Annotated in this window: 22 protein-coding genes; 14 read left to right on the top strand and 8 right to left on the bottom strand. The window is 72.9% G+C overall.

Translation table 11 applies throughout. The features are described 5' to 3' along the window. Positions 1-39: 39 nt before the first annotated feature. The 9 genes from coxB to FXF52_RS32820 are packed head-to-tail and all read left to right on the top strand — an operon-like array spanning position 40 to position 8,681. Positions 40-1,068, top strand: coding sequence for a cytochrome c oxidase subunit II (gene coxB, locus FXF52_RS32860; RefSeq protein ID WP_187413858.1), 1,029 nt, complete (start codon positions 40-42; stop codon positions 1,066-1,068). A gap of 8 nt (positions 1,069-1,076) precedes the next feature. Beyond that, positions 1,077-3,005 carry a cytochrome c oxidase subunit I gene (gene ctaD, locus FXF52_RS32855; protein ID WP_148802955.1) on the top strand — a complete coding sequence of 643 codons (1,929 nt, stop codon included), beginning with the start codon at positions 1,077-1,079 and terminating at the stop codon, positions 3,003-3,005. Then, positions 3,002-3,631 (top strand): heme-copper oxidase subunit III, encoded by a 630-nt coding sequence (locus tag FXF52_RS32850; RefSeq protein ID WP_187413857.1) that lies wholly within the window; start codon positions 3,002-3,004, stop codon positions 3,629-3,631. The genes ctaD and FXF52_RS32850 overlap by 4 nt, the downstream gene beginning before the upstream one ends. Then, on the top strand, positions 3,631-4,032 hold the full coding sequence (locus tag FXF52_RS32845; protein ID WP_148802951.1) for a hypothetical protein: 402 nt from the start codon (positions 3,631-3,633) through the stop codon (positions 4,030-4,032). Before FXF52_RS32850 ends, FXF52_RS32845 begins: the two co-directional genes overlap by 1 nt. Then, on the top strand, positions 4,020-4,934 hold the full coding sequence (locus FXF52_RS32840) for a cytochrome c oxidase assembly protein (RefSeq protein WP_148802949.1): 915 nt from the start codon (positions 4,020-4,022) through the stop codon (positions 4,932-4,934). Before FXF52_RS32845 ends, FXF52_RS32840 begins: the two co-directional genes overlap by 13 nt. Beyond that, a complete protein-coding gene (locus FXF52_RS32835) occupies positions 4,931-5,317 on the top strand; it encodes a cytochrome c family protein (protein ID WP_222870805.1) in 387 nt (128 codons plus the stop codon). Before FXF52_RS32840 ends, FXF52_RS32835 begins: the two co-directional genes overlap by 4 nt. Before the next feature lie 3 nt (positions 5,318-5,320). After that, positions 5,321-6,100, top strand: coding sequence for a c-type cytochrome (locus FXF52_RS32830; protein ID WP_148802947.1), 780 nt, complete (start codon positions 5,321-5,323; stop codon positions 6,098-6,100). Then, positions 6,097-6,960: a ubiquinol-cytochrome c reductase iron-sulfur subunit gene (locus FXF52_RS32825; protein ID WP_187413856.1), complete on the top strand. Its 864-nt coding sequence runs from the start codon at positions 6,097-6,099 to the stop codon at positions 6,958-6,960. The genes FXF52_RS32830 and FXF52_RS32825 overlap by 4 nt, the downstream gene beginning before the upstream one ends. After that, positions 6,957-8,681, top strand: coding sequence for a cytochrome bc complex cytochrome b subunit (locus FXF52_RS32820; RefSeq protein ID WP_222870804.1), 1,725 nt, complete (start codon positions 6,957-6,959; stop codon positions 8,679-8,681). Before FXF52_RS32825 ends, FXF52_RS32820 begins: the two co-directional genes overlap by 4 nt. A 71-nt stretch (positions 8,682-8,752) precedes the next feature. Here FXF52_RS32820 and FXF52_RS32815 read toward each other — a convergent pair whose 3' ends face one another. Next, positions 8,753-9,649 carry a LysR family transcriptional regulator gene (locus FXF52_RS32815; RefSeq protein WP_148802943.1) on the bottom strand — a complete coding sequence of 299 codons (897 nt, stop codon included), beginning with the start codon at positions 9,647-9,649 and terminating at the stop codon, positions 8,753-8,755. 105 nt (positions 9,650-9,754) lie between these two features. Between FXF52_RS32815 and FXF52_RS32810 the strand changes: the two genes are divergently transcribed. Both FXF52_RS32810 and FXF52_RS32805 read left to right on the top strand, forming a co-directional pair. Further along, positions 9,755-10,702 carry a DMT family transporter gene (locus tag FXF52_RS32810; protein ID WP_148802941.1) on the top strand — a complete coding sequence of 316 codons (948 nt, stop codon included), beginning with the start codon at positions 9,755-9,757 and terminating at the stop codon, positions 10,700-10,702. Positions 10,703-10,835: 133 nt separating this feature from the next. Continuing rightward, positions 10,836-13,007 (top strand): glycogen debranching N-terminal domain-containing protein, encoded by a 2,172-nt coding sequence (locus FXF52_RS32805; RefSeq protein WP_255472578.1) that lies wholly within the window; start codon positions 10,836-10,838, stop codon positions 13,005-13,007. Positions 13,008-13,056: 49 nt separating this feature from the next. Here FXF52_RS32805 and FXF52_RS32800 read toward each other — a convergent pair whose 3' ends face one another. After that, entirely contained in the window at positions 13,057-14,106 is a 1,050-nt protein-coding gene (locus FXF52_RS32800; RefSeq protein ID WP_148802939.1) for a zinc-dependent alcohol dehydrogenase family protein, read from the bottom strand. An 86-nt stretch (positions 14,107-14,192) separates the two neighbouring features. On the opposite strand from FXF52_RS32800, the gene FXF52_RS32795 reads away from it, so the two are divergent. Continuing rightward, a complete protein-coding gene (locus FXF52_RS32795) occupies positions 14,193-15,347 on the top strand; it encodes a hypothetical protein (RefSeq protein ID WP_148802937.1) in 1,155 nt (384 codons plus the stop codon). 24 nt (positions 15,348-15,371) lie between these two features. On the opposite strand, the gene FXF52_RS32790 is transcribed toward FXF52_RS32795, so the two are convergent. From FXF52_RS32790 to FXF52_RS32780, 3 genes are read right to left on the bottom strand one after another with little or no spacing between them, the layout of a single operon-like run. After that, the gene (locus FXF52_RS32790; RefSeq protein ID WP_148802935.1) at positions 15,372-15,755 is read right to left on the bottom strand and encodes a VOC family protein; all 384 of its coding nucleotides are present in this window, start codon (positions 15,753-15,755) and stop codon (positions 15,372-15,374) included. Next, positions 15,752-16,042, bottom strand: coding sequence for a helix-turn-helix transcriptional regulator (locus FXF52_RS32785; protein WP_148802933.1), 291 nt, complete (start codon positions 16,040-16,042; stop codon positions 15,752-15,754). Before FXF52_RS32785 ends, FXF52_RS32790 begins: the two co-directional genes overlap by 4 nt. A 53-nt stretch (positions 16,043-16,095) precedes the next feature. After that, positions 16,096-17,283, bottom strand: coding sequence for a hypothetical protein (locus tag FXF52_RS32780; RefSeq protein WP_148802931.1), 1,188 nt, complete (start codon positions 17,281-17,283; stop codon positions 16,096-16,098). Positions 17,284-17,469: 186 nt separating this feature from the next. On the opposite strand from FXF52_RS32780, the gene FXF52_RS32775 reads away from it, so the two are divergent. Beyond that, the gene (locus FXF52_RS32775) at positions 17,470-17,658 is read left to right on the top strand and encodes a hypothetical protein (protein WP_148802929.1); all 189 of its coding nucleotides are present in this window, start codon (positions 17,470-17,472) and stop codon (positions 17,656-17,658) included. A 139-nt stretch (positions 17,659-17,797) separates the two neighbouring features. On the opposite strand, the gene FXF52_RS32770 is transcribed toward FXF52_RS32775, so the two are convergent. Next, a complete protein-coding gene (locus FXF52_RS32770; RefSeq protein ID WP_148802927.1) occupies positions 17,798-18,235 on the bottom strand; it encodes a PPC domain-containing DNA-binding protein in 438 nt (145 codons plus the stop codon). 149 nt (positions 18,236-18,384) lie between these two features. Then, positions 18,385-18,807 (bottom strand): thioesterase family protein, encoded by a 423-nt coding sequence (locus FXF52_RS32765; protein WP_148802925.1) that lies wholly within the window; start codon positions 18,805-18,807, stop codon positions 18,385-18,387. Between the two features lie 98 nt (positions 18,808-18,905). Between FXF52_RS32765 and FXF52_RS32760 the strand changes: the two genes are divergently transcribed. Then, positions 18,906-19,964 (top strand): S8 family serine peptidase, encoded by a 1,059-nt coding sequence (locus FXF52_RS32760; protein WP_148802923.1) that lies wholly within the window; start codon positions 18,906-18,908, stop codon positions 19,962-19,964. A gap of 112 nt (positions 19,965-20,076) precedes the next feature. On the opposite strand, the gene FXF52_RS32755 is transcribed toward FXF52_RS32760, so the two are convergent. Further along, entirely contained in the window at positions 20,077-21,324 is a 1,248-nt protein-coding gene (locus FXF52_RS32755) for a D-alanyl-D-alanine carboxypeptidase family protein (RefSeq protein WP_148802921.1), read from the bottom strand. Positions 21,325-21,622: the final 298 nt, after the last annotated feature.

The following is a 21,622-nucleotide window of genomic DNA, read 5'->3' as shown; positions in this document are numbered from 1 at the left end:
AGGTATGAAAGCGCCTGGTCCGGACTAAGGTCCTTGCCGGTGGAGACGACAGCGCAGACCAGCTCGCGCCCGGCCCGGCGGCAGCGCCGATTCCGGCCGGTGCTGCCGCTGCTGTCCGTCCTGCTGCTGCTCGCCGGCTGCTCCGGCGAGTCACCGTCAGCGTTGAACCCGCAGGGGGCCGGAGCGGCCCGGGTCAACGGCCTCTGGTGGCTGCTGTTCTGGATCTCCGTGGCGGTGTTCGCCGAGGTCATGGCGCTGCTCGCGTGGGCGTTGGTGTTCCGGCGGGGCGGCGCCCGGGTGCGCCACGGCCAGCCGGTGCGCTTCGTGACGGTCGCCGGGGCCGGACTGCCGTTCATCATTCTCGTGGCCGTGTACGGCGTCGGCCTGCGGGACCTCGCCGCGCTCGGCGCCGGACCGGGCCGGGACGCGCTGACCGTGGAGGTGATCGGCCACCAGTGGTGGTGGGAGGTGCGCTACGCGGGCCGATCCGGCGCCACCGCCAACGAGATCCACATCCCGGTGGGGGAGCGGGTCAAGGTACGCCTGCGCACCAACGACGTGCTGCACAGCTTCTGGGTGCCGCAGCTGATGCCGAAGACCGACCTGATCTCCGGCGAGACCCGCGAGACCTGGCTGGAGGCGCGGCAGGCCGGCAGCTACCGCGGCCAGTGCGCCGAGTACTGCGGCACCCAGCACGCCCACATGGCGTTCCTGGTGGTGGCGCAACCCCGCGCCGACTTCGACGCCTTCCTGGACCGGCTCGACGCCCCGGCCCGGGCGCCGCAGACGGATGCCGAACGGCGCGGCCAGCAGACGTTCGTGCAGGGCACCTGCGCCGCCTGCCACTCGATCCGGGGCACCGGCGCGCAGGGGCGGGTCGGGCCCGACCTGTCGAACGTGGGATCGCGGTGGAGCATCGGCGCCGGCGCCGTACCCAACGACGCCGGCCACCTCGGCGGCTGGATCGCCAACTCGCAGACCGTCAAGCCCGGCAACGCCATGCCTCCGCAACCGGTCGACGCCGCCCGCCTGCCCGACCTCATCGCCTATCTTCGGTCGCTGGAGTAGGGGCAGCCATGTCCACGACCACCAGCACACCACCCGGCATCGGCCGCGACGACCTGGCCCGGCTGGCTGAGCACTGGGACGAGCCCCGCTCGCTGCGCGCCTGGTTCACCACGGTGGACCACAAGAAGATCGGCCGACGGTACCTGGTCACCGCCGCGTTCTTCTTCGTCCTCGCCGGGCTCAGCGCCCTGGTGATGCGCACCCAGCTCGCCCGGCCCGAGTCCGGCGTGCTGTCGCCGCAGGAGTACAACCAGCTGTTCACCATGCACGGCACGGCGATGATCTTCCTGTTCGCCACGCCGATGCTGTTCGGCTTCGGCAACTTTCTCGTCCCGCTGATGATCGGCTCGCGGGACATGGCGTTCCCCAGGTTGAACGCCTTCGGCTACTGGGTGTTCCTCTTCGCCGGGCTGTTCATGTGGGCGAGCCTGCCGTTCGGGGCGGCGCCGAACAACGGCTGGTTCGCCTACGCGCCGCTCAACCAGGATCAGCACAACCCCGGCCTGCACATGGACGTGTACGCGCTGGGCCTGCTCTTCCTCGGCATCTCCACCACCTCGGGCGCGATCAACTTCATTGTCACCGCGCTCAAGCTGCGCGCGCCGGGGATGTCGCTCAACCGGGTGCCGCTGTTCGTCTGGGCGATCGTGGCCACCGCCTTCATGGTGGTCTTCGCCCTGCCGGCGCTGAACACGGACAACGCGCTGCTCTTCCTCGACCGCCGGTTCGACACCCACTTCTTCGATCCGGGCGGCGGCGGGAACGTGCTGCTGTGGCAGCACCTGTTCTGGATCTTCGGGCACCCCGACGTGTACATCATCGTGATGCCCGGGCTGGGCATCGTCTCCGCCGTGCTCCCCGCGTTCACCCGCCGCGGCGTCGTCGGCTACCCGCTGATCGTGCTGGCGATCGTCGCGATCTCCATCGTCTCGTTCGGGGTCTGGGTGCACCACATGTTCGCCACCGGGCTGCCCCAGCTGTCGTACAGCTTCTTCAGCGCGGCCAGCACCATCATCACCATCCCGTCCGGGATCCAGATCTTCGCCTGGCTGGCCACCATGATGCTCGGCCGGCTGGTGCTGCGGACCCCGCTGCTGTTCGTCATCGGGTTCATCGTGACCTTCGTGCTCGGCGGCTTCACCGGCGCGATGTTCGCGCTGACCGCCTTCGACCAGCAGGTCACCGACTCGTACTTCGTGGTGGCCCACTTCCACTACGTGCTGCTCGGCGGGGCGCTCTTCCCGATACTCGCCGGCATCTACTTCTGGCTGCCCAAGATCACCGGCCGGATGTACCACGAGGGGCTCGGGCGGTGGGCGTTCTGGCTGGTCTTCACCGGCATGCACGTCACCTTCTTCCCCATGCACCTCTACGGCCTGTTCGGCATGCCCCGGCGCGTCTACACCTACCGCAGCGACCTGGGCTGGGACGTGGGGAACCTGATCAGCAGCATCGGGTCGTACGTGCTGGCGCTCGGGCTGCTGCTGGTGCTCATCGGCGTGGTGCACGCGATCCGGCGGGGCCGGCCGGCCGGGCCGGACCCGTGGGCGGGCGACAGCCTGGAATGGTCGGCCGCCTCACCGCCCGAGGCGTACAACTTCCCGGTCATCCCCCGGGTGCACAGCCTGCACCCCACCTGGGACGAGCGGACCGCGGAGTCGACCACCACGGGCGCGACCAAGGACCGCATCCTCAGCGAGGGCAAGCGCACCCTCTTCACCAGTGAGCTCGACGCACGCCCCGAGCGCGCGGCGCAGATGCCGGAGCCGTCGTTCAAGCCGCTCGTCCTCGCCGGCGTGCTGCTGGTCTTCTTCACCGCCCTGCTGCTGGGCGCGTACCCGGTCGCGGTGGCCGCCGTGCTGGCGGTGGCGGCGACGATCGCGGCATGGCTCTGGCCGCCCCGGCGGCCCGACGAGGAAATCGGGATCGCGTCATGACGGACCGGGGCGGGGTGGTGGCCGCGGCCACCGGTGTCGAGGCGCTGACCACGGAAGAGCCGGTCGGCCGGCCGACCGGCTGGTGGGGCATGGTGATGTTCGTGGCCACCGAGGCCACCCTCTTCGCCTGCCTGCTCGGCAGCTACTTCTACCTCCGCTTCCAGCACGGCCCCGTCTGGCCGCCCGACGGCATCGACAAGCCGAAGCTGCTCATCCCGCTGGTGATGACCGGGGTGCTGGTGCCCAGCAGCCTGCCCGTGGTCTGGGCGGAACACGGCATCCGGCGGGGCCAGCGCTGGCGCCTGCGCGCCGGTCTCGCCGCGACCCTGGTGATGGGGCTGTCCTTCATGGCCCTGCTGGTCATCGAGTACCGCGAGGACCTGACGCACTTCACCATGACCACCAACGTCTACGGGTCGCTGTTCTACGTGATCACCGGGTTCCACGGGCTGCACGTGAGCGTCGGGTTGGCGATGATCGGGTGGCTGCTGGCCGCCTCCCTGCGCGGCGGCAGCTTCGGGTCCCACCGCCACGAACGGGTCCGCAACGCCGCGATCTACTGGCACTTCGTCGACACGGTGTGGGTCGCCATCCTGTTCACCATCTACCTCTCCCCGCGGCTGTGATGACCGCGCGACCCGGCCCACACGCCCGCCTGACCGGCGGGCTGCTGCTCTGGTACGGCGTGCTCGGCGGCGCGGCCGCCTGGGCGGTGCACCTGATCGCCGCCTGGAGCCTGGACGAACTCGCCTGCGCCGCCAAGTCCGAGCGCATCGCCGGCGTACCGCTCTGGCAGGCCCTCAGCGTTGCCGTGTTCGTCCCGGGCGTGGCCACCGTGGGATCGTTGCTGGTCGCCACCCTGGTGCTGAGGCGTACCGGGCAGGCGCGGGCGGCGGGCGCCCACGACCGCGCCCTCGAGCGGTCCCGGATGCTCGCCGTGGTGGGTGTGTGGGCGAACCTACTGTTCCTGACGATCATCGCGCTCGGCGGCGTCGCCGTGCTGGTGTTCCCGCCATGCCAGGGCTGAGCGGCTACCGGGCCCACGGGCCCGGCCCGGGCGACGTGGCCGACGGCCTGCTGACCATGCTGGTCGTCGTCGTGCTCTGCCTGCTCGCCGCCGGCTACGGCCGGGGCGTGCAGGAGTTGTGGGCGCGCCGCGGCCCCGGTCGGGTCGTGCCGGGCTGGCGGGTGGCCGCGTTCGGCAGCGGGCTGCTGGTGGTGCTGGCGGCCGACCAGGGGCCGGTGCACCGGCTGGCGGAGGCCTCCTTCGCCGGCCACATGGCCCAGCACATGCTGCTCCTGCTGGTGGCCGGCCCGCTGCTCGCGTTGGGCGCGGCCGGGCTGCCGCTGACCGTGGCCGCGCCCCGGCCGCTGCGCCGGGTGCTGGCCCGCTGGCGGGCCGCGGCCCCGGTACGCCGGCTGCGCCGCCCGGCCGGGTACGCCCTGCTGGCCGCCGCGGCGCAGACCCTCGTCCTGTGGTTCTGGCACCTGCCGGGCCCGTACGTCGCCGCGGTGGACCGCCCGGTCCTGCACGCCGCCGAGCACGTGAGCCTGGTGGCGGCGGCCTGGCTGCTGTGGGCGCCGGTGCTTGGCCCGGCGCGCCACCGGGCGCCCGCTCCGGTGTCGCTGCTGCTGCTGGTCGGCACCATGCTGCCCGCGTCCGCCCTCGGCGCGGTCCTCACCTTCGCCCCCGAGCCGGTCTATCCCACCCGCGTCCTCGGCCCGGACCCGGTCGCCGACCAGCAACTCGCCGGGCTGCTGATGTGGGCGCCGATGGACGTGGCGGTGCTGGTGGCGACGCTGGCGGTCTTCCTCGCCTGGCTACTGCGGCTGGACCGGGACCGGCCCGACCGCCTGGTTGCCGACCGACCGGGCCGGGACCCGAAGCCGGCGGCGACCGGTGCCGCAACGGACGGGATGGTGCGATGAGCCGTCGTCGCTGGATGCTGGGCGCCGTGCTGGCGGCGCTGCCGGTCGTCACCGTGACCGGCTGCGCCTCGGCGCCGCCCCCACCGCCGCCCGAGTCCCGCGCCGGCCGGCCCGACCGGGGTGCGAAGCTCATCGCCCAGTACGGCTGCGGCTCGTGCCACACCATTCCCGGCATCGACCAGGCCGGTGGGCTGGTCGGCCCGCCGCTGACCCGCTTCGGCGCCCGTTCCTACATCGCCGGCGAGCTGCCCAACAACGCCGACAACCTGCAACGGTGGATCACCGACCCGCAGGCCGTCGAACCGGGCACCGCCATGCCGAAGCTGGGCGTCAGCGCAATCGACGCGCAGGACATCGCCGCGTACCTCTACACGCTGGACTGACCGATGCGGCGACCACGAGCGGTGACGCTGCCCACCCCGCACCCCCGCCGGGCCCTCGCGGTCGGGTCCGTCCTGGCGCTGGCCGCGGGGCCGGTGGCACTCGCGCCCGCCCCGACCCCGACCCCGACCGCCAGCACCCCCGCCGCCGACCAGGGCACGCAGCTCTACCTGGAGCAGTGCGCGAGCTGCCACGGGCCGCAGGGACAGGGGTCGCAGCGGGGGCCATCCCTGATCGGCGTCGGACCGGCCTCGGTGGACTTCCAGCTCTCCACCGGGCGGATGCCGCTCTCCGAGGAGGTGCCGCAGGCCACCCGCCGGGCACCGGTCTTCTCCGCCGACGACATCTCGGCGCTGGTCGGCCACGTGTCCAGCTTGGGCGGTGGGGGCCCGCAGATCCCCCGGGTCGCGCCCGGCGACATGGTCTCGGGCCGCGCACTCTTCGCCGCCAACTGCGCGCCCTGCCACGGGGCGGGCGGCTCCGGCGCGGTCCTCACCAACGGCTGGATCGCTCCGCCGCTGTACGAGTCCACGGCCACCCAGGTGGCCGAGGCGGTCCGGGTCGGGCCCGGGCTGATGCCGGCCTTCCCCAGCCAGGTGCTCACCGACCGGCAGGTGAACGACCTGACCAGCTACGTGCAGCGGCTGCGCTCCGAGCGACTGGACCGGGGCGGCAACCCGATCGGCCGGCTGGGACCGCTGGCCGAGGGGCTGGTCGGCTGGGTGGTGGTGCTCGCCCTGCTGGTGGGCGCTGTGCGATGGCTGGGCCGGAGGGCGGGGGAGTGAGCCGCCGGACTCCGTCGAAGAGCGAGCGGGCCGCGAGCCGCCGGATCGCCGCCGCGTTCCTGGTGAGCGCCGCCGGGGCGGTCGGCTTCGCGGTCACGTACGGGCTGAATGGCGGAACCCAGTGGGAAGGGGTGTGCCTGGCGGTCGCCTTCGCCGGCCTGGCGGTGGGGCTCGCGGTCTGGTCCCGCCGGTTGGTGCCGGTCGGCGGCTATGTCGAGGAGCACGAGGGCTTCGTCCCGCCCCCTGCCGAGCAGGCAATGACCGCGGCGGTGTTCCGCGCGCCGGAGAGCCCGACGCGCCGGTGGGGGCTGCTCGCGGCGCTCGGCTTCGCGCTGACCGCCCTCGGCGTCGCCGCGCTGTTCCCGCTGCGCTCCCTGCTCCCCTGGGACCGGCAACGCCCGACGCGGTCGCTGAAGGACACCCCGTGGGGGCCGGGTGTCCGGCTGGTCGACGACCAGGGACGACCGTTGCGGCCGGACGACGTGCCCGCCGACACGATGGTCGCGGTCTTCCCCGAGGGCCGCATCGACGTCGGGGACGCACCCGCGTTCGCGGTCCGCCTCAATCCGGAGCGCTTCATCCGCCATCCCGCTGGCGGGCACCTGGGCGGCCTGGTCGTCTGGTCGCTGCTCTGTACCCACGCCGGTTGCCCGGTGCGGCTCTACCTCAAGGGCGCCGGCCGCGTGCTCTGCCCCTGCCACCAGTCCTCGTTCGACCTGCTGGCCGGCGCCCGGCCGATCGCCGGCCCCGCGGCACGGCCCCTGCCGGGGCTGCCGATCGAGGTCGGCCCGGACGGCTTCCTGCGGGCCACCGGCGACTTCACCGCGCCGCCCGGCGCCGGATTCTGGAGCCGACCATGATCATGGGTCCGCTGGCCCGCGCGCTGGACGACCGGCTCCGGCTCTCCCCGATCACCCGCCGGGCGCTGGCGAAGATCTTCCCCGATCACTGGTCGTTCATGCTCGGGGAGATCGCGCTCTACTCGTTCATCGCGCTGATCCTTACTGGCGTCTATCTCACTTTCTTCTTCGACGCCAGCTCCGCCGATCGGGTCTACCAGGGCTCCTACGCCCCGCTGGACGGCGCCACCACCTCCGCCGCCTACGCCTCGACGGTGCGGCTGAGCTGGGATGTCCGGGCCGGACTGCTGATCCGGCAGACCCACCACTGGGCGGCCCTGGCCTTCGTCGCGGCGATCGTGCTGCACCTGTCCCGGATCTTCTTCACCGGGGCGTTCCGGAAGCCGCGTGAACTCAACTGGCTGATCGGCGTGACCATGCTGGCCCTCGCCCTGGCCAACGGCTTCACCGGCTACTCCATGCCCGACGACCTCCTGTCCGGGCTGGGTCTGCGGATCATCACCTCGGTGGTGGAGTCCATCCCTCTGGTGGGGACCTGGCTGGCCGCGCTGGCCCTCGGCGGCGAGTTCCCCTCCGACGAGATGATCCCGCGGATGTTCATCACCCACGTGCTGCTCGTACCGGCGATCCTCGTCGCCCTCGTCTCGCTGCATCTTGGCATCCTGGTGCGGCAGAAGCACAGCCAGTTCCCGGGCCCGGGGCGGACCGAGCACAATGTGGTCGGCTCCCGCTTCTGGCCGGGTTACACCCTGCGCACGCTCGCCCTCTTCGCCTGGGTGCTGGCGGTGTTGTTCGCCCTCGGCGGGCTGGTCCAGATCAACCCGGTCTGGCTGTACGGTCCCTTCGCGCCGGCCGAGTCCAGCTCGCCGGCGCAGCCGGACTGGTACGTCGCCTGGGGCGACGGGGCGCTGCGCCTGTTCCCGCCGTGGGAGTTCCGCATCGGCGGGTACCTGGTGCCGGCCCCGTTCTTCCCCGGCGTCGTGCTCGGCGGGCTGAGCTTCGTCGCCCTCTACCTGTGGCCGTTCGTCGAACGATGGTGCACCCGCGACCGCCACCCGCATCAGCTGCTCGACCGGCCCCGGAACCATCCGGTCCGGCTCGGCATCGGCGTGGGCGCGCTGACCTTCTACGTGGTCCTCGTGGTGGCCGCGGGCGACGACATCCTCGCCCGGCTGCTCCGGGTGCCGGTCTACGACCTGCTGGCGCTGTTCCGGGTCCTGGTGCTGGTCCTGCCGATCGTGACCGGTGTGCTCGCGTTCCTCATCGCGCGGGCGCTGCGCCGGGGTGAGGCCGTCTCCCTCGGGGAACTCACCCGGGCCGACCTGCGCCGGGCGACCCGCCCCGCGCCGCGGCGCCCGGCCGGCGAGGACGAACCCGAGGTCCCCGTCCGCCACCGCCCAGGGGAGCGGATCGAGATGTGGCCGCAGGGCGAGTTGTGGCGGTGGCGCTACCGGAACGAGGCCCGACAGTTGGCCCTCACCAACAACCGGGCCGTCACGTCGGAGCAGGAGGCGGTCGAGACCGCCCGGCTGGCCTACCCGGGCGTGGACCGGGTCGTGGTGCCGGGCCCGCCCCCGCCGCCGGCCCGGGCGCTCCGGGTGGCCCTGCGCCGCTGGGGACGCGCGACCGCCGCCGGGTCGCTGCTCGTCGCGGCGCTGCTCGGGCGCAGGCGGGAACGCCGCCGGCGGAGGGACGGTGACGACGAACCTCCGCCGGCCTAGCAGACAGACGCCACCTCGGGCGGCGGCGACCCGACGTGAAACCGTGGGTCGGTGGCGGCGGCTGGGCGCGGTCAGCCCCGCGCGCGGGCAGCGTCGCGCAGCGCGGTGAGCAGGCCGCGCAGCGCCGGTTGCTCCAGCGAGGTCTCCCGGACCGCCGCGTGGATCCGCCGGACCGGCTGCGGGTTCCGGATCTCCCGTACGGCCACGTCGGGGTGGTGGCTGTCGAGGGCGGTTCGCGGGATCACGCTGACGCCGAGCCCGGCGGCGACGAAACCCTGCGCCGTGGGGTAGTCGTCGCACTCCACCGAGGTCCGCGGATGGAAACCCGCCGCCGCGCAGGCGGCCAGCACCACCTCCCGGCACGGCCCGGCCGGCTCGCTGCTGACCCAGGGCTCCGCGGCGAGATCGGCCAGGTCGACCGCCTCCTTCGCGGCGAGGCGGTGATCGCGGGGCAGGACGGCCAGGTACGGATCGTCGAGCAGGTGGACGAGGCGCACGCCGTCGCGGACCGGCGCGCCGGCGCGGACGAGGATGGCCAGGTCGGCCTGGCCCTGCGTCACCTCCGGCAGCGGGTCGTCGGGGTCGGTCAGCTTCAGCTCGACCCGTACGTCCGGATGGTGCTGGCGGAAACGGGCCAGCGCGGGCGGGATCAGGGCGGCGCCGGCGGTGGCGAAGTAGCGCACGGTCAGCAGCCCGGTGCGGCCGGCCCGGAGTTCGGCCAAGGCCGTCTCCGCCTCGGCGATGCTCCGGCCGATGATGCCGGCGTGCTCGGTGAGCAGCCGGCCCGCCGCGGTGGGGCGTACGCCGCGACCGATCCGCTCCAGCAGCCGGACACCGGCCTGCCGCTCCAGCGCGGCGATCTGCTGGCTGACCGCCGACGGGGTGTACCCGAGGTGGGTCGCGGCGGCGGTGACCGAGCCGCTCGTCACGACCGCGCGGAGGACCTGGAGGCGACGTACGTCGAGCATGTAGCACAGCTTAACGGTCAGGTAGGAACCTTCACTTGTTCTGATGGTCCAGGCGGGGGACGGTGGAGCCGGCACGACGCGACGACACGCCCCGACGGGAGACCCATGATCAGCGACGGCGCCCGGAACCTGGTCCGGGTGGGCGTACTGGCCCTGCTGTGGGGCTCGACCTTCCTGTGGATCTCGGTGGCCCTGGACGGGTTCTCACCCGCCCAGGTGACCTTCGCCCGCTGCGTCCTGGGCGCGGCGGCACTCCTGCTGGTGTGCCGGCTGGGCGGTCACCGCCTGCCCACGGACCGGTCGACCTGGCGGCACCTGTCCGTGGCGGCCCTGCTCTGCAACGCCCTGCCGTTCGCCCTGTTCAGCATTGGCCAGCGGACCGTCGAATCGGGCACCGCCGGGGTGCTGAACGCCACGACCCCACTCTGGGCCCTGCTGCTGGGGCTCGCGAGCGGCGCGGAGCGCGACCTGCGCCCGATCCGCCTCGGCGGTCTCCTGCTCGGCTTCGCCGGAGTCGTGACCATCTTCGCCCCGTGGCGGCACGGGGGCCTGGTCAGCTGGAACGCCCTGGCCATCCTCGGCGCCGCGGCCAGCTACGCCGCCGCCTTCGCCTATATGGGGCGGACTCTGGTCGGCCGAGGAGTTCCGACGATCGTGCTGTCCAGCGCCCAACTGCTCGCCGCCGCCGGCTGGAGCGCGCTGTTCCTGCCCGTCGGTGGCCTCGACGCGCCGCAGGTGACCGTTACGTCGGTCGGTGCCCTCGTCGTCCTCGCCCTCGGCTGCACGGCGCTCACCTTCCACCTCACCTACAAGATCATCACCCATGAGGGCGCCACCAACGCCGCCAGCGTCGGCTACCTGCTGCCGGTCGTCTCGGTGGCGTTGGGCGCGCTCCTGCTCGACGAGCCGGTCACGCTCCGGATGACCGCCGGCATGATCGTCGTCCTGCTGGGCGTCGGCATGACGCGGTGGCGACCCCGACGGCAGGTCGCCGCCCCGGGACGAACCGGAGACCGGCTCCCGGAACCGGCCGGCGCCCCGGAGCGCTCCTGATCGAAGCCGCGCAGCCGGGGACCGGCCCGCCCCGTGGCCGCGGTTCGCCGGATCGCCCGCCGCGTGGCCCGTGAACGCATACCGTTGGCAGCGGGCTGGCGACGGTCCTGCCCGCCGATGGGGGGTGCGGGTGGTGACGATCGCAGGTCGACGGCCGACGCCGGCGGACCCGATGCCGACGGAGGGCGCGGAACGGCTGCTGGAAGAGACGATCCGGAAGCTGCCGCCGGCACTGGGCCCGAACGCCATCGCGATCGTCGAAGACGGCTCCTTCATGTACTCCGACGCGGTCGGCGACGTGCCGCCCGGATCGATCGGCGGCCTCGTCTACGCCGACACCCGGTTCATCAGCCAGTGGCAGCTGCACTTGAACGGTGCGTCGCTGCTGGTGCTGGACTCGTCCACCGTCCGTCCCTTCGCCGCCGCCTTCTTCCTCACCAATCCCGAGCTGCCAGGGCTGCCGGCGAACAGCGTCGGGCTGCGCCGGCAGCGCTTCGTCGGGCGGGGCATGCAGGAACGGATCGAGCTGCAGAACCTGAGCGGCAAGCAGATCACCGTCGAGCTGCATCTGGCGGTGGACACGGACTTCGCGGACATCCTGGAGATCAAGGAAACCGTCCGGGACCGCTCGCCCCACATCACCCGCCGGCACGCGGAAGACGGTTCCTGCCTGGTGTTCGACTACCATTCCGGCGACTACCAGGCGATTACCGAGGTCCACGCGCGGCCACCGGCGCAACGAGTGGACAACAACGACTTCGCCTGGGACATCACCCTCGAACCCCGCGACGTGTGGGTCTGCGACCTGACGGTCCCCGCTCTGTATTCGCCCAAGGACGTCGTCATGACGGTTCGGGAGTTCGAGCGGGTGTTCGAGAGCGTCGAGGGGGACCCGGCGCACGAGTGGCGCAAGGGTGCCCCGACGCTGCACGGCGATTCGCCGATCTTGCCGGAGATCTTCGCCAAGTCCATCGACGACCTGGTGTCCCTGCGCATCCAACGCGAGCTGAAGGGCACGCAGATCGACTTCCCGGCGGCGGGGCTGCCGTGGTTCCTGAGCGTCTTCGGACGGGACTCGCTGATCACCGCGTACCAGACGGTCTGCTACGGGCCCAGGCTGACCCGGGGCGCGGTGCTGACCCTCGCCCACCACCAAGGCGACGAGCTGAACGACTTCCGCGACGAGGAGCCCGGCAAGATCCTGCACGAGATCCGCGCCGGCGAGCTGACCCGCACCGGGGTCAAACCCTACGACCCCTACTACGGCACCTCCGACGCCACCCAGCTCTGGCTGATCGCGCTGTCCGAGTACTGGCGTTTCACCGGGGACGACGCGCTGGTGCGGCAGGTCCGGGACAACGTACACGCCGCCCTCCGCTGGATCGACGAGTACGGTGACCGCGACGGCGACGGCTACGTGGAGTACGCGACGCGATCCTCGCAGGGACTGGGCAACCAATGCTGGCGCGATTCCTGGGACGGCGTGCAGTTCGCCGACGGCACCATCCCCGTCCTGCCGATCGCCACCTGCGAACTGCAGGGCTACACCTACGACGCCAAACTCCGGGTGGCCGAACTGGCCGAGGGGCCCCTCGCCGAACCCGAGCTCGCCGAGCGGCTTCGACGAGAGGCCGAGGAGCTGCACGACCGGTTCAACCGCGACTTCTGGATCGACCGCCGGGGCGGCTACTACGCGATCGGGCTCGACGGGGACAAGAACCAGATCGACTCCATGACCTCCAACATGGGCCACCTGCTGTGGAGCGGCATCGTCCCCGCCGACCGGGCCGGCATCGTGGCCCGCCAGCTCATGTCCGACGAGATGTTCTCGGGCTGGGGTGTCCGGACAGTCTCCATGGCCGACCGGGGCTACAACCCCATCGGCTACCACATGGGCACCGTCTGGCCGCACGACAACTCGCTCATCGCCCACGGCCTCGCCCGCTACGGCTTCCGCCACGAGGCCAACCGGATCATCCTCGCGATGCTCGACGCCGCCCGCTACACCGACGACCGCCTACCGGAAGCCTTCTCCGGCTACCAGCGGGCCTGGAGCCGGATTCCCGTGCGTTACCCCACCGCGTGCAGCCCACAGGCCTGGGCCAGCGGGGCACCCCTGATGTTCCTCCGTACCATGCTCGGTCTCGACACCCGGGACGGGAAGCTCGTCGTCGACCCCGACCTGCCCGACAGCATCGGCCGGATCTGCCTGGTCGGCACCAACGCCTTCGGCGGACGCTGGGACATCGAAGCGAAAGGCCGGCAGGCCACCGTCCTGCCCAGCCAACTACCGCCACCACGATGAGCCGTGGGCCGGGGTGAGCCGATGACGCCGGACGGCCGCGCCGTGCGACTCACCAGGGTTGGATGAGGCACATCCCGCCCGGCGCGGGACGGTCCATCATGGCCAACGCGCCGGGCACCTCGGCGAGGCCGATGGTGCGGGTGACCAGCTCGGCGGGGCGCAGCACGCCGGCGGTGACCAGCCGGAGCAGCTCTGGGTAGGCGTGCGCGGCCATGCCGTGACTGCCGCGCAGTTCCAGCTCGTACGCGATCACGAGGTCCATCGGCAGGGCCGGGCGACCCTGGGCGGCGGGAAGGAGCCCGACCTGCACGTGCCGCCCACGCCGCCGCAGGCCCTCGATCGACGCGGCGCAGGTGGCGTGGCTGCCCAGCGCGTCCAGCGACAGGTGCGCCCCGCCGCCCGTCGCCTCGCGAACGGCCGCGGCCACCGCGCCGGGTCCGGCGAGGGCGCGGCCGTCCAGACACACCGTGGCCCCGAAGGCTCGGGCCAGGTCCAGCGCATCGGGGGCGACGTCGACCGCGACCACCCGCGCGCCGCAGGCCACCGCGATCATCACCGCGGACAGCCCCACCCCGCCGCAGCCGTGCACCGCCACCCACTCGCCCGCGGCGACCCGGCCCTGGCCGACCACCGCGCGGAACGCCGTGGCGAACCGGCAGCCGAGCGCCGCCGCGGCCGGGTAATCCAGCTCCTCGGGGAGCCGGATCAGGTTGACGTCGGCGTCGCGCACCGCCACGTACTCGGCGAACGACCCCCAGTCGGTGAAGCCCGGCTGCGTCTGCCGCTCGCACACCTGCTGGTCGCCGGAGAGGCAGGCCGGGCACTGCCCGCACGCGCAGACGAAGGGCACGGTCACCCGGTCCCCGGGCCGCCAACCGCGTACGCCGGCGCCGACCACCGCGACGACCCCGGCGTACTCGTGGCCCGGGACGTGGGGCAGGCGGATGTCGGGGTCGTGCCCCTGCCAACCGTGCCAGTCGCTGCGGCACAGCCCGGTCGCCGCCACCCGGATGACGACGCCGCCGGCCGGCGGCACCGGGTCCGGGACGTCGCGGACCTCGGGTCGGGCACCGAACTCGTCGAAGATCACCGCGCGCATGCGCCGCATCCTCACATGCCCCGGCCGGCCCGCCAACCGTCGGACAGGGGGCAGCGCGGGGCAACGCCGCGCGGGATGATGGCAGCGTGACGGCCGACGACCACCCGGGCGACATCATCGAGATCGGCGGTCCGGCCCGCGACGACCGCCCGCGGCGACCCTGGCGGAAATGGCTGCCGCTGGTGCTCGTCGTCGGCGTCGGGCTGGCCGTGTACGCGCGTACCGGCGCCGACAGCCGCGCGGACCGGCCGCCGGTGACCCGGCCGCCGTCCGCGACCACGGCGGCCGCGTCGCCGAGCGGGCCCACCCCCACATCGACCGCCCCAGTGGTGACCGAGGTCGACCACCCCCTGCTCGGGGTGGACGCCGGATGGCAGCTGCACGGCCGGGGACCGGGCGCGGTGGTCCGCATCGACCTCGCCGCCGGCCGGGTGACCACCACCCCGGTGCCGGCGCTGCTCAGCACCGGCCCGGTCAACTTCCTGGTCGGCCCGGACCGAGTGGTCGTCCGGCCGCTGGACGCGGTGCCCGGCTACGTGGTGCCGGACGGCGCACCGGCGGCCGAGGCGACCGGCGATTTCAGCCATGGTGGAGCAGCGCTGCCCGGCCCGGATCCGACCTCGGTGTGGGTGAGCGACGACGAGGCCGGGCGGATGCTCCTCGTCCGCTTCGACGGTCGGCGCGCCGGGCGGACTCTCGAGCTCCCGCAGGGCACGCGCAGCTTCGCCGAGCCGGACGGCGCCGGGTATCCGCTCGTCGCCGCGACCGGCGGGGTCTACTCGCTGCGCCCCGACGGTGTCCACCGGATCACCACCGGGGAGGTGCTCGCCGTCGGCCCGCGACACTGGCTGGCCCGGGAGTGCGACGAGCGCCTGCGCTGCGGCACGGTGCTGATCGAGCAGCGCGACGGGGCCCGCCGCGCGGTGCCGCTGCGGCTGGACGAGAGCGAGGTCAGCCGCGGGCTGATCTCGCCGGACGGGACGAGGGCGGCGATCTGGGTGACCGCTTCGGGCGGGACGTCCCGGTTCCACCTGCTCGACCTGCGCTCCGGCCGGAACGTCCTGGTCGACCTGGCGGCGGATCCCGGGTTCTTCCAGCAGCGGATGGCCTGGTCGCCGGACGGCCGATGGCTGTTCGTCGCCGGCAGCCAACTGCAAGCCGTCGAAGTGGAGACCGGCCGGACGCGGGAGTTCGGCGTCGCGTTGCCGCAGATCGACCAGATCGCGGTGCGGGCCGGATGACCACCTCCGGCCCGCCGCCCGGCCCTACTGGGAGGCGATCTGGATCAGATTGCCGCAGGTGTCGTCGAACACCGCGGTGGTCACCGGGCCCATGGCCGTCGGCTCCTGGGTGAAGACGACGCCCTTCTCCCGCAGCCGCTCGTACTCCTTGTGCACGTCCTCCACCGCGAACGACGTGTACGGGATGCCGTCGGCGACCAGCGCCGCCTTGAACGGCTTCGCCGCCGGGTGGGCGTCCGGCTCGAGCACCAGCTCGGTGCCGTCCGGCTGCTCGGGGGAGACGACGGTGAGCCAACTGACCCCGCCCATCGGGATCTCCGTCTTCTTCACGAAGCCCAGCACCTCGGTGTAGAACCGCAGTGCCTTCTGCTGGTCGTCGACGAGCACGCTGCTCAGGTTGATCCTCACGAGGACTCCTTCGTCCGGTGGTTGAGCCACCGCTCGACGATCTGTTCGAGCGGGGCGGGATTGATGGAATGGAACTTGTAACGCCCCTCCCGTCGCGACACCACCAGCCCGGCGGCCTCCAGCAGCTCGAGGTGCTGCGAGATCGCCTGCCGGGAGGAGGTGATCTGATGCCGCATGGTCAGCCGGGAGCAGATCTCGAACAGGGTCTGGTCGTCGCGTTCGGTCAGCTCGTCGAGAATCTTGCGGCGGGTCGGGTCGGCGATCGCTCGGAACACGTCCTCCCTCACCGGGCCGAGTATATGCAAGCAGCAGCTTGCCTATCAAGTCTGCGGGGCGCGCGTCAGCCTCGACCCCCGGCTGGCGACTCCGGCCGTCGGTCGACCGGCCGTTGAGGCGCCAGCGGCGTGTGCGGAAAGTCCCGCTCGCCGCTCCACAGCGCCGGCACGGCGTCGACGGCGCGGGCCAGCGCGTAGCCGATGCCCTCGTAGTTGACCCGCCAACCGCGAAATTGCGGCCAGGACTCCTCCGCCGAACGTTCCACGACGAAGCCCGCCTTCTTCACGTGCTCCACCGCCTCGGCGTACTCCTCGAACGTCAGCCGGAGCGGATCGCCGGGATCGGGGTCGGGATCGAACGGGATGCGGACCACCCGGGCGATCTCGCGCAGCGCGGTGAAGCCCGAGCGCAGCATCAGCCGCGCGGCGGGGACGGGCGCCGCGGACGGGGTGAGGGAGATGTGCATGGCGGCGGCGTCCATCACCGCGATCAGGGCGACCACCCAACCGCGGTACGGGCGCGGCGAGCGGAACGACAGCAGCACCGGGTAGTTGCTGTGCGTCTCGCCGATGTCGGCGGCCAACCGCTCCCAGTCCTCGTACAGCCCGCGCAGCTCGTCCACGGTGCCGACGAGGGCCTGCCGGGCCAGCAGCTCAGGCCCCCAGGCGGGCTGCGAGGCGCGGGACTGGAGCAGGGTGACCTCCTGCTCCCGGCGGTTGAACGCGCCGTACAACGTCGGCAGATAGGCGATCTGCAGCGCGATGACCACCGGCCCGCTCGCCGCGGCGATGAAGTCCAGCGGGTTGAGCGCGGACCGTTTCCCGGACGCGAAGCCGAGGGTGAACAGGCTGGAACCGGCCTCGCGGAAGGAGTCCGGCCAGGAGATCCCGGACACCGCGTGCATGAGCAACCCGTACGCGGCGAGCAGCCCGAACAGCCAGGACCACAGCATCCCGATCAGCACACCCGGGGCGAGCCAGGCGAGGAACCGGTCGCGGGCCTCGTAGCTGTCGAAGGGCGCCGCCGCGCGGCGCAGCAACCAGCGCAGCGACCGCCACAGCACCCGCACCAGCGCGGACCCCAACCCGCGCGGCACCACCAGATTGCGCAGGATGCTGCCCGCCACGACCACCAGGACGGCCAGCCCGAGCACCCCCGACAGCCACCGCATCAGGTCCATCCGCGCCGCCGTCCCCACGCCGGTGCGGCGAAGCTCGTCCCCCGGGTCGCCACCCAGCCCACGCCACACCACCGTCCCTCCGCCGACCAGGGCTGTACGTGGGGTTCAACGTCCCGCCACACGACCCGGCTACCGCGCCGCCGGAAATCCGCCCCCCGGCGCCCGGACCCGCCGCGGATCACCGCGGTGTCGTCCGCCGGGCGTGGGGCAGGACGCAGCGGGTAAGCGGGTACCAGCGAACAGTCGACGGGACGGCGGGTGCCAGTGGAGACGACCGAGTTGCGGGTACCGGGCGTCGGGGGAGCGAGCGCGGAGCAGATCCTCGACCGGCCGATCGTGACCCGCGTCGCCGGCGACCAAGACGGGTTCTTCCGCCCGAAGGCGGGCTACGGCGACCCGGCGCGCCGGGCGGGGCGCTCATCGAGGCGTACCGCTGGGGCAGCCTGACCGGGCGGACGGGCGGCCCGCGCCCTGGAGACACCGTGCCGCCACCGGTTCGTGGACACACCCTCGATCCGAACGACGCGAACCACCAGCACGCGGTACGCGACCTCGTCATCCGGCTGCGTACGGGGTGACCTCACGCTCAGCGGGCCGCGGAGATCAGGGCCAGGCCGGTCTCCGGGTCCACCCGTTTCGCCAGTTCCGGCGCCACCTCCGAGATGATGACCTCGAGCGTCGGCCACACCCGGCCGCGTAGCAGGTGCCCGCCGACCGTGCTGCCGTCGGCCCGTCCCAGCACCGCGTGCACATGCAGGGCGGGCTCGCCGTCCTGCGCGGCGACGTCGCCGAGCAGGGAGAGCACCTCGACCTGCTCCGTGACCGGGATGCGCCGGTAGTCGCCGGCCTCGCGGTCGAACCAGCCGACCTCGGCGTCGGCGAACCCGCCCACCGCGGACACCCGGGCGGCGATCAACCCGTGCTCCCGCAGCGCCGCGCGGATGGTGCTGACCGCCTCCTCCTCCTTGTCGCAGACCACCACCAGGACCCGCCCGGTCTGGTGGCGCAGCTCGCGAAGTCTCATCCCGATCTCCCGTGTCTACGACCTCGTGGACTCCGGCCACGCCGAGGCGCGTGCGCGGCGGTCCCGGCCGCCGGAGCATTCCCCCGAAGCGTAGGCAGCCGGCCCCTCCGGTGGTGGCATTCCCGAGCGCACCCTTCTCCGACGCGGTGTCACAGGTTGAGCGGCCCCGGGTCGGTGGCCAGCTCCCGGAACCGCTGGCGTGGGTCGGGCACCAGGCGCCGGGCCGACAGGTCGATGAGCCCACCCACGCCGGTCAGCGTCGCCACCGGGGTGCCGTCCGCGCGCGTGTAGTCCTGGTCGAGGTGGAAGGTCCTGCCCTCGCCCCAGCGGAACCCGCAGGACACGTCCACCTCGTCCCCGCCGCGCAGCTCCCGCAGGTAGCGCACGGTGACCTCCAGGGCGACCGGTCCCACCCCGCTGGCGATGAGCCGATCCTGCGAGATGCCGGCGGCGCGCAGGCACTCCCACCGGGCGTGCTCGGCGTACTGCAGGTAGACGGCCTGGTTCAGGTGGCCCTGGGTGTCGAGTTCGTAGCCGCGGACGGTGATGCGTACCCGGAACGGATCTCCCATGTCCGGGAGCGTAGCGGGCCGTTCCGGCCGCGCCGCTGTTACGTATCGACTCTGGTCACCGATACGGAGGTAAGCCCCGCCGTACCTGAGGAGGCCTCATGTCGATCATCCGGTTGCTCACCGGCGCCGCCGTGGCCACGACGCTCGTCGCCGCCGTCGCCACACCCGCGCAGGCGGCCACCAACGATCCGTTGTACGACAAGCAATGGGCTCTGCGGCAGATCAACGCCGAACAGGCCTGGGCGACCAGCACCGGAGCCGGTGTGGTGATCGCCGTGGTGGACACCGGCGTCGACCTCGGCCACCCCGACCTGAGCGCCAAGCTCGTGCCCGGCGCCACCTTCGTCGACTGCGGCCCCACCTCCTGCGGCAACGGCGACTGGCGCGGCCCCAACGGCACCGCCGACGCCGGCGACGAGCACGGCACCCACGTGGCGGGCATCGCGGCCGCGGCCACCGGCAACGGGGTCGGGGTCGCCGGCGTCGCCCCGGACGCGAAGATCATGCCGATCAAGGTGCTGGAGGCGGGCAGTGGCAGCTTCGCCGACATCGCCGCGGGCATCCGCTACGCAGCCGACCACGGCGCCAAGGTGATCAACCTCAGTCTCGGGGCGCTGCCGGGCTTGCAGGCGCTCACCCTCACCGGGCTCGAGTCTGACGCGACCGCGGCGATCGCGTACGCGCAGACGAAGGGTGTCGCGGTGGTCGCCGCCGCCGGCAACGAGACGGCGCCGCTGTGCGACACCCCGGCCTGGGAAGCGGGCGCGCTCTGCGTCACCGCCACCGACCGCAACGAGGTCAAGGCCTGGTACGCCAACCTGGGCGTGAAGACCGACCTGAAGGCGGTGGCCGCTCCCGGTGGCGCCGGCCTGGTCAGCTGCGACGACGACGTGTGGTCCAGCGTCCCCGTGGGCACCGGCTCCGCGGGCTGCGGCCAGGGCAACTACGACGCGTACGCCGGGACGTCGATGGCGACGCCCGCCGTGTCGGGGGTCGCGGCTCTGCTCTTCGCCCAGGGGCGCAGCCTCGACAACGTGTACTCGGTGCTGATGTCCACGGCCCGCACCCCGGTGCTCGGCCTGCGCGGCGTCTACTCGCCGGTGTATGGCTGGGGCATCGTCGACGCCCAGGCCGCCGTGGCGGCGCCACGCACCTGATGCCCTCCGCCGGCGAGCCGGGCGCGGATACCGGCTCGCCGGCTGCCGGCGCCGGCCCGAGACGCGCCGTCCGTCGTGGACTCCCCACGGCCGGCGCAGCGGCCTGGTCCGCCTACGGTTTCGACCCGACCCGGTCACGCCCGGATGGTCCGGCCGGCTGACCGACCGACCGGCGCGCGGCCCTCCGCCAGCGCGGCACCGCCAGGGCCAGGACGACCAGGACGACGGCGGCGCCGACGCCGAGGGCGACCGGCGACGAGAGCGCCGACAGGGGCACGCCCCGACCGTGCCGCCCGCCCTGGACGGCGGCCTGCGGATGGTCGTCCTTCTTCTCGCCGGGGGTGACCAGGCGGCCGACGGACGCGCCGGGGGAGAGGGCGAAGCCCCAGTCGAGCAGGGCCGCCGCCTCGCCCAGACTGCCCAACGGCGCGGTCTCCGCGCCGAGCAGCGTCACCGCGAGCCGCCGGCCGTCGCGTTCGGCCACGCCCACGTACGTCTGCCGGGCCAGGTCGGTGAAGCCCGTCTTCCCGCCGAGCGTGCCGGGGTAGTGGTCCAGCAGGGTGTTGTCGTGGGTGATGGCGAAGCCCGGGGTGCCCGCCTCGTCCGGTATCTGCGCCACCCGGGTGGCGATGTACCGGCGGAAGTCCTCGCGGGCGTAGGTGGCCCGCGCGATCAGCGCCAGGTCGTACGCGCTGGTGTACTGACCGGGACCGTCCAGACCGGACGGCGTCGCCGCGTGGGTCTGGTTCGCGTGCAGCCGGTGCGCCTCCTCGTTCATCGCCTGTACGCCGCCCGCCCGGCCGGCCGTGCCGCCGCCCACCCGGGCCAGCACGTTGGCCGCGTCGTTTCCCGACTTGAGGAGCAGCCCCAGCCACAGGCTCTCGACCGAGTAACGGCCGCCCGCGACCACCCCCATCAGCGAACTGGCCGGATCGAGATCCTGCAGATCCGCCCGGGTCACCTCGACGATCTGGGTCGGGTCGAGCCGGGGCATCAGGGCCGCGGCCAGCAACATCTTCTGCACGCTGGCCGGGGTGCGGTGCTCGTGCGGGCCGCACCCACCGAGCACCGCGCCGCTGTCGAGGTCGGCCACCAGCCACGAGGTGGCGGTCACCGCCGGCGCCATGGGCGCACCGGCGGGAATGGCCAGTCCCGTGGTGGCCAGCGACTCTCCGCCGACCTCCTGATCGTCGGGACCGACCGGTGGCGGAGACGGTGCGGGGGGCGGCGGCATCGGCGGCTTCACGGCCGGACAGGGCACGTAGGGAGCGGCTTCCGCCCGCGCCGCTGACCCGACCACCACGGCGGGCGCGGTCAGGAAAGCGCTGAGCGCGACGGCGGCAATGCGAATGATGGTCACGTCAATGCACCGTAATCGTTGGCAGGGCGGGCCCGGCCGGGTTGCAGAAAGTGGGCCGGGAACGGCGAGAATCCGAGCCCCGGTGTGGCCTGGCCCAGGTTGGGGTCGTCTGTCCAAGTTCGCGAACCTTTCTCCGGAAGGTCCGGTTTCGTGGCAGTCTAGTCGACAGTGGCGCGCGGGCGGGGAAGCCGGGCCGCCCGTCGTCGACGTGTTCCGGACGAATCGGCGCGGGGTGGCCGAGTCGGACCCGATCCGGATGAGCGGGAATTGGGTGTGGCTTCCGGGCCGAGGGTCACCG

Source organism: Micromonospora sp. MP36 (genome assembly GCF_008119785.1).
GTDB lineage: Bacteria > Actinomycetota > Actinomycetes > Mycobacteriales > Micromonosporaceae > Micromonospora.
Note: the sequence above shows the minus strand (reverse complement) of the source record. Positions and strands in the feature narration are given on the sequence as shown.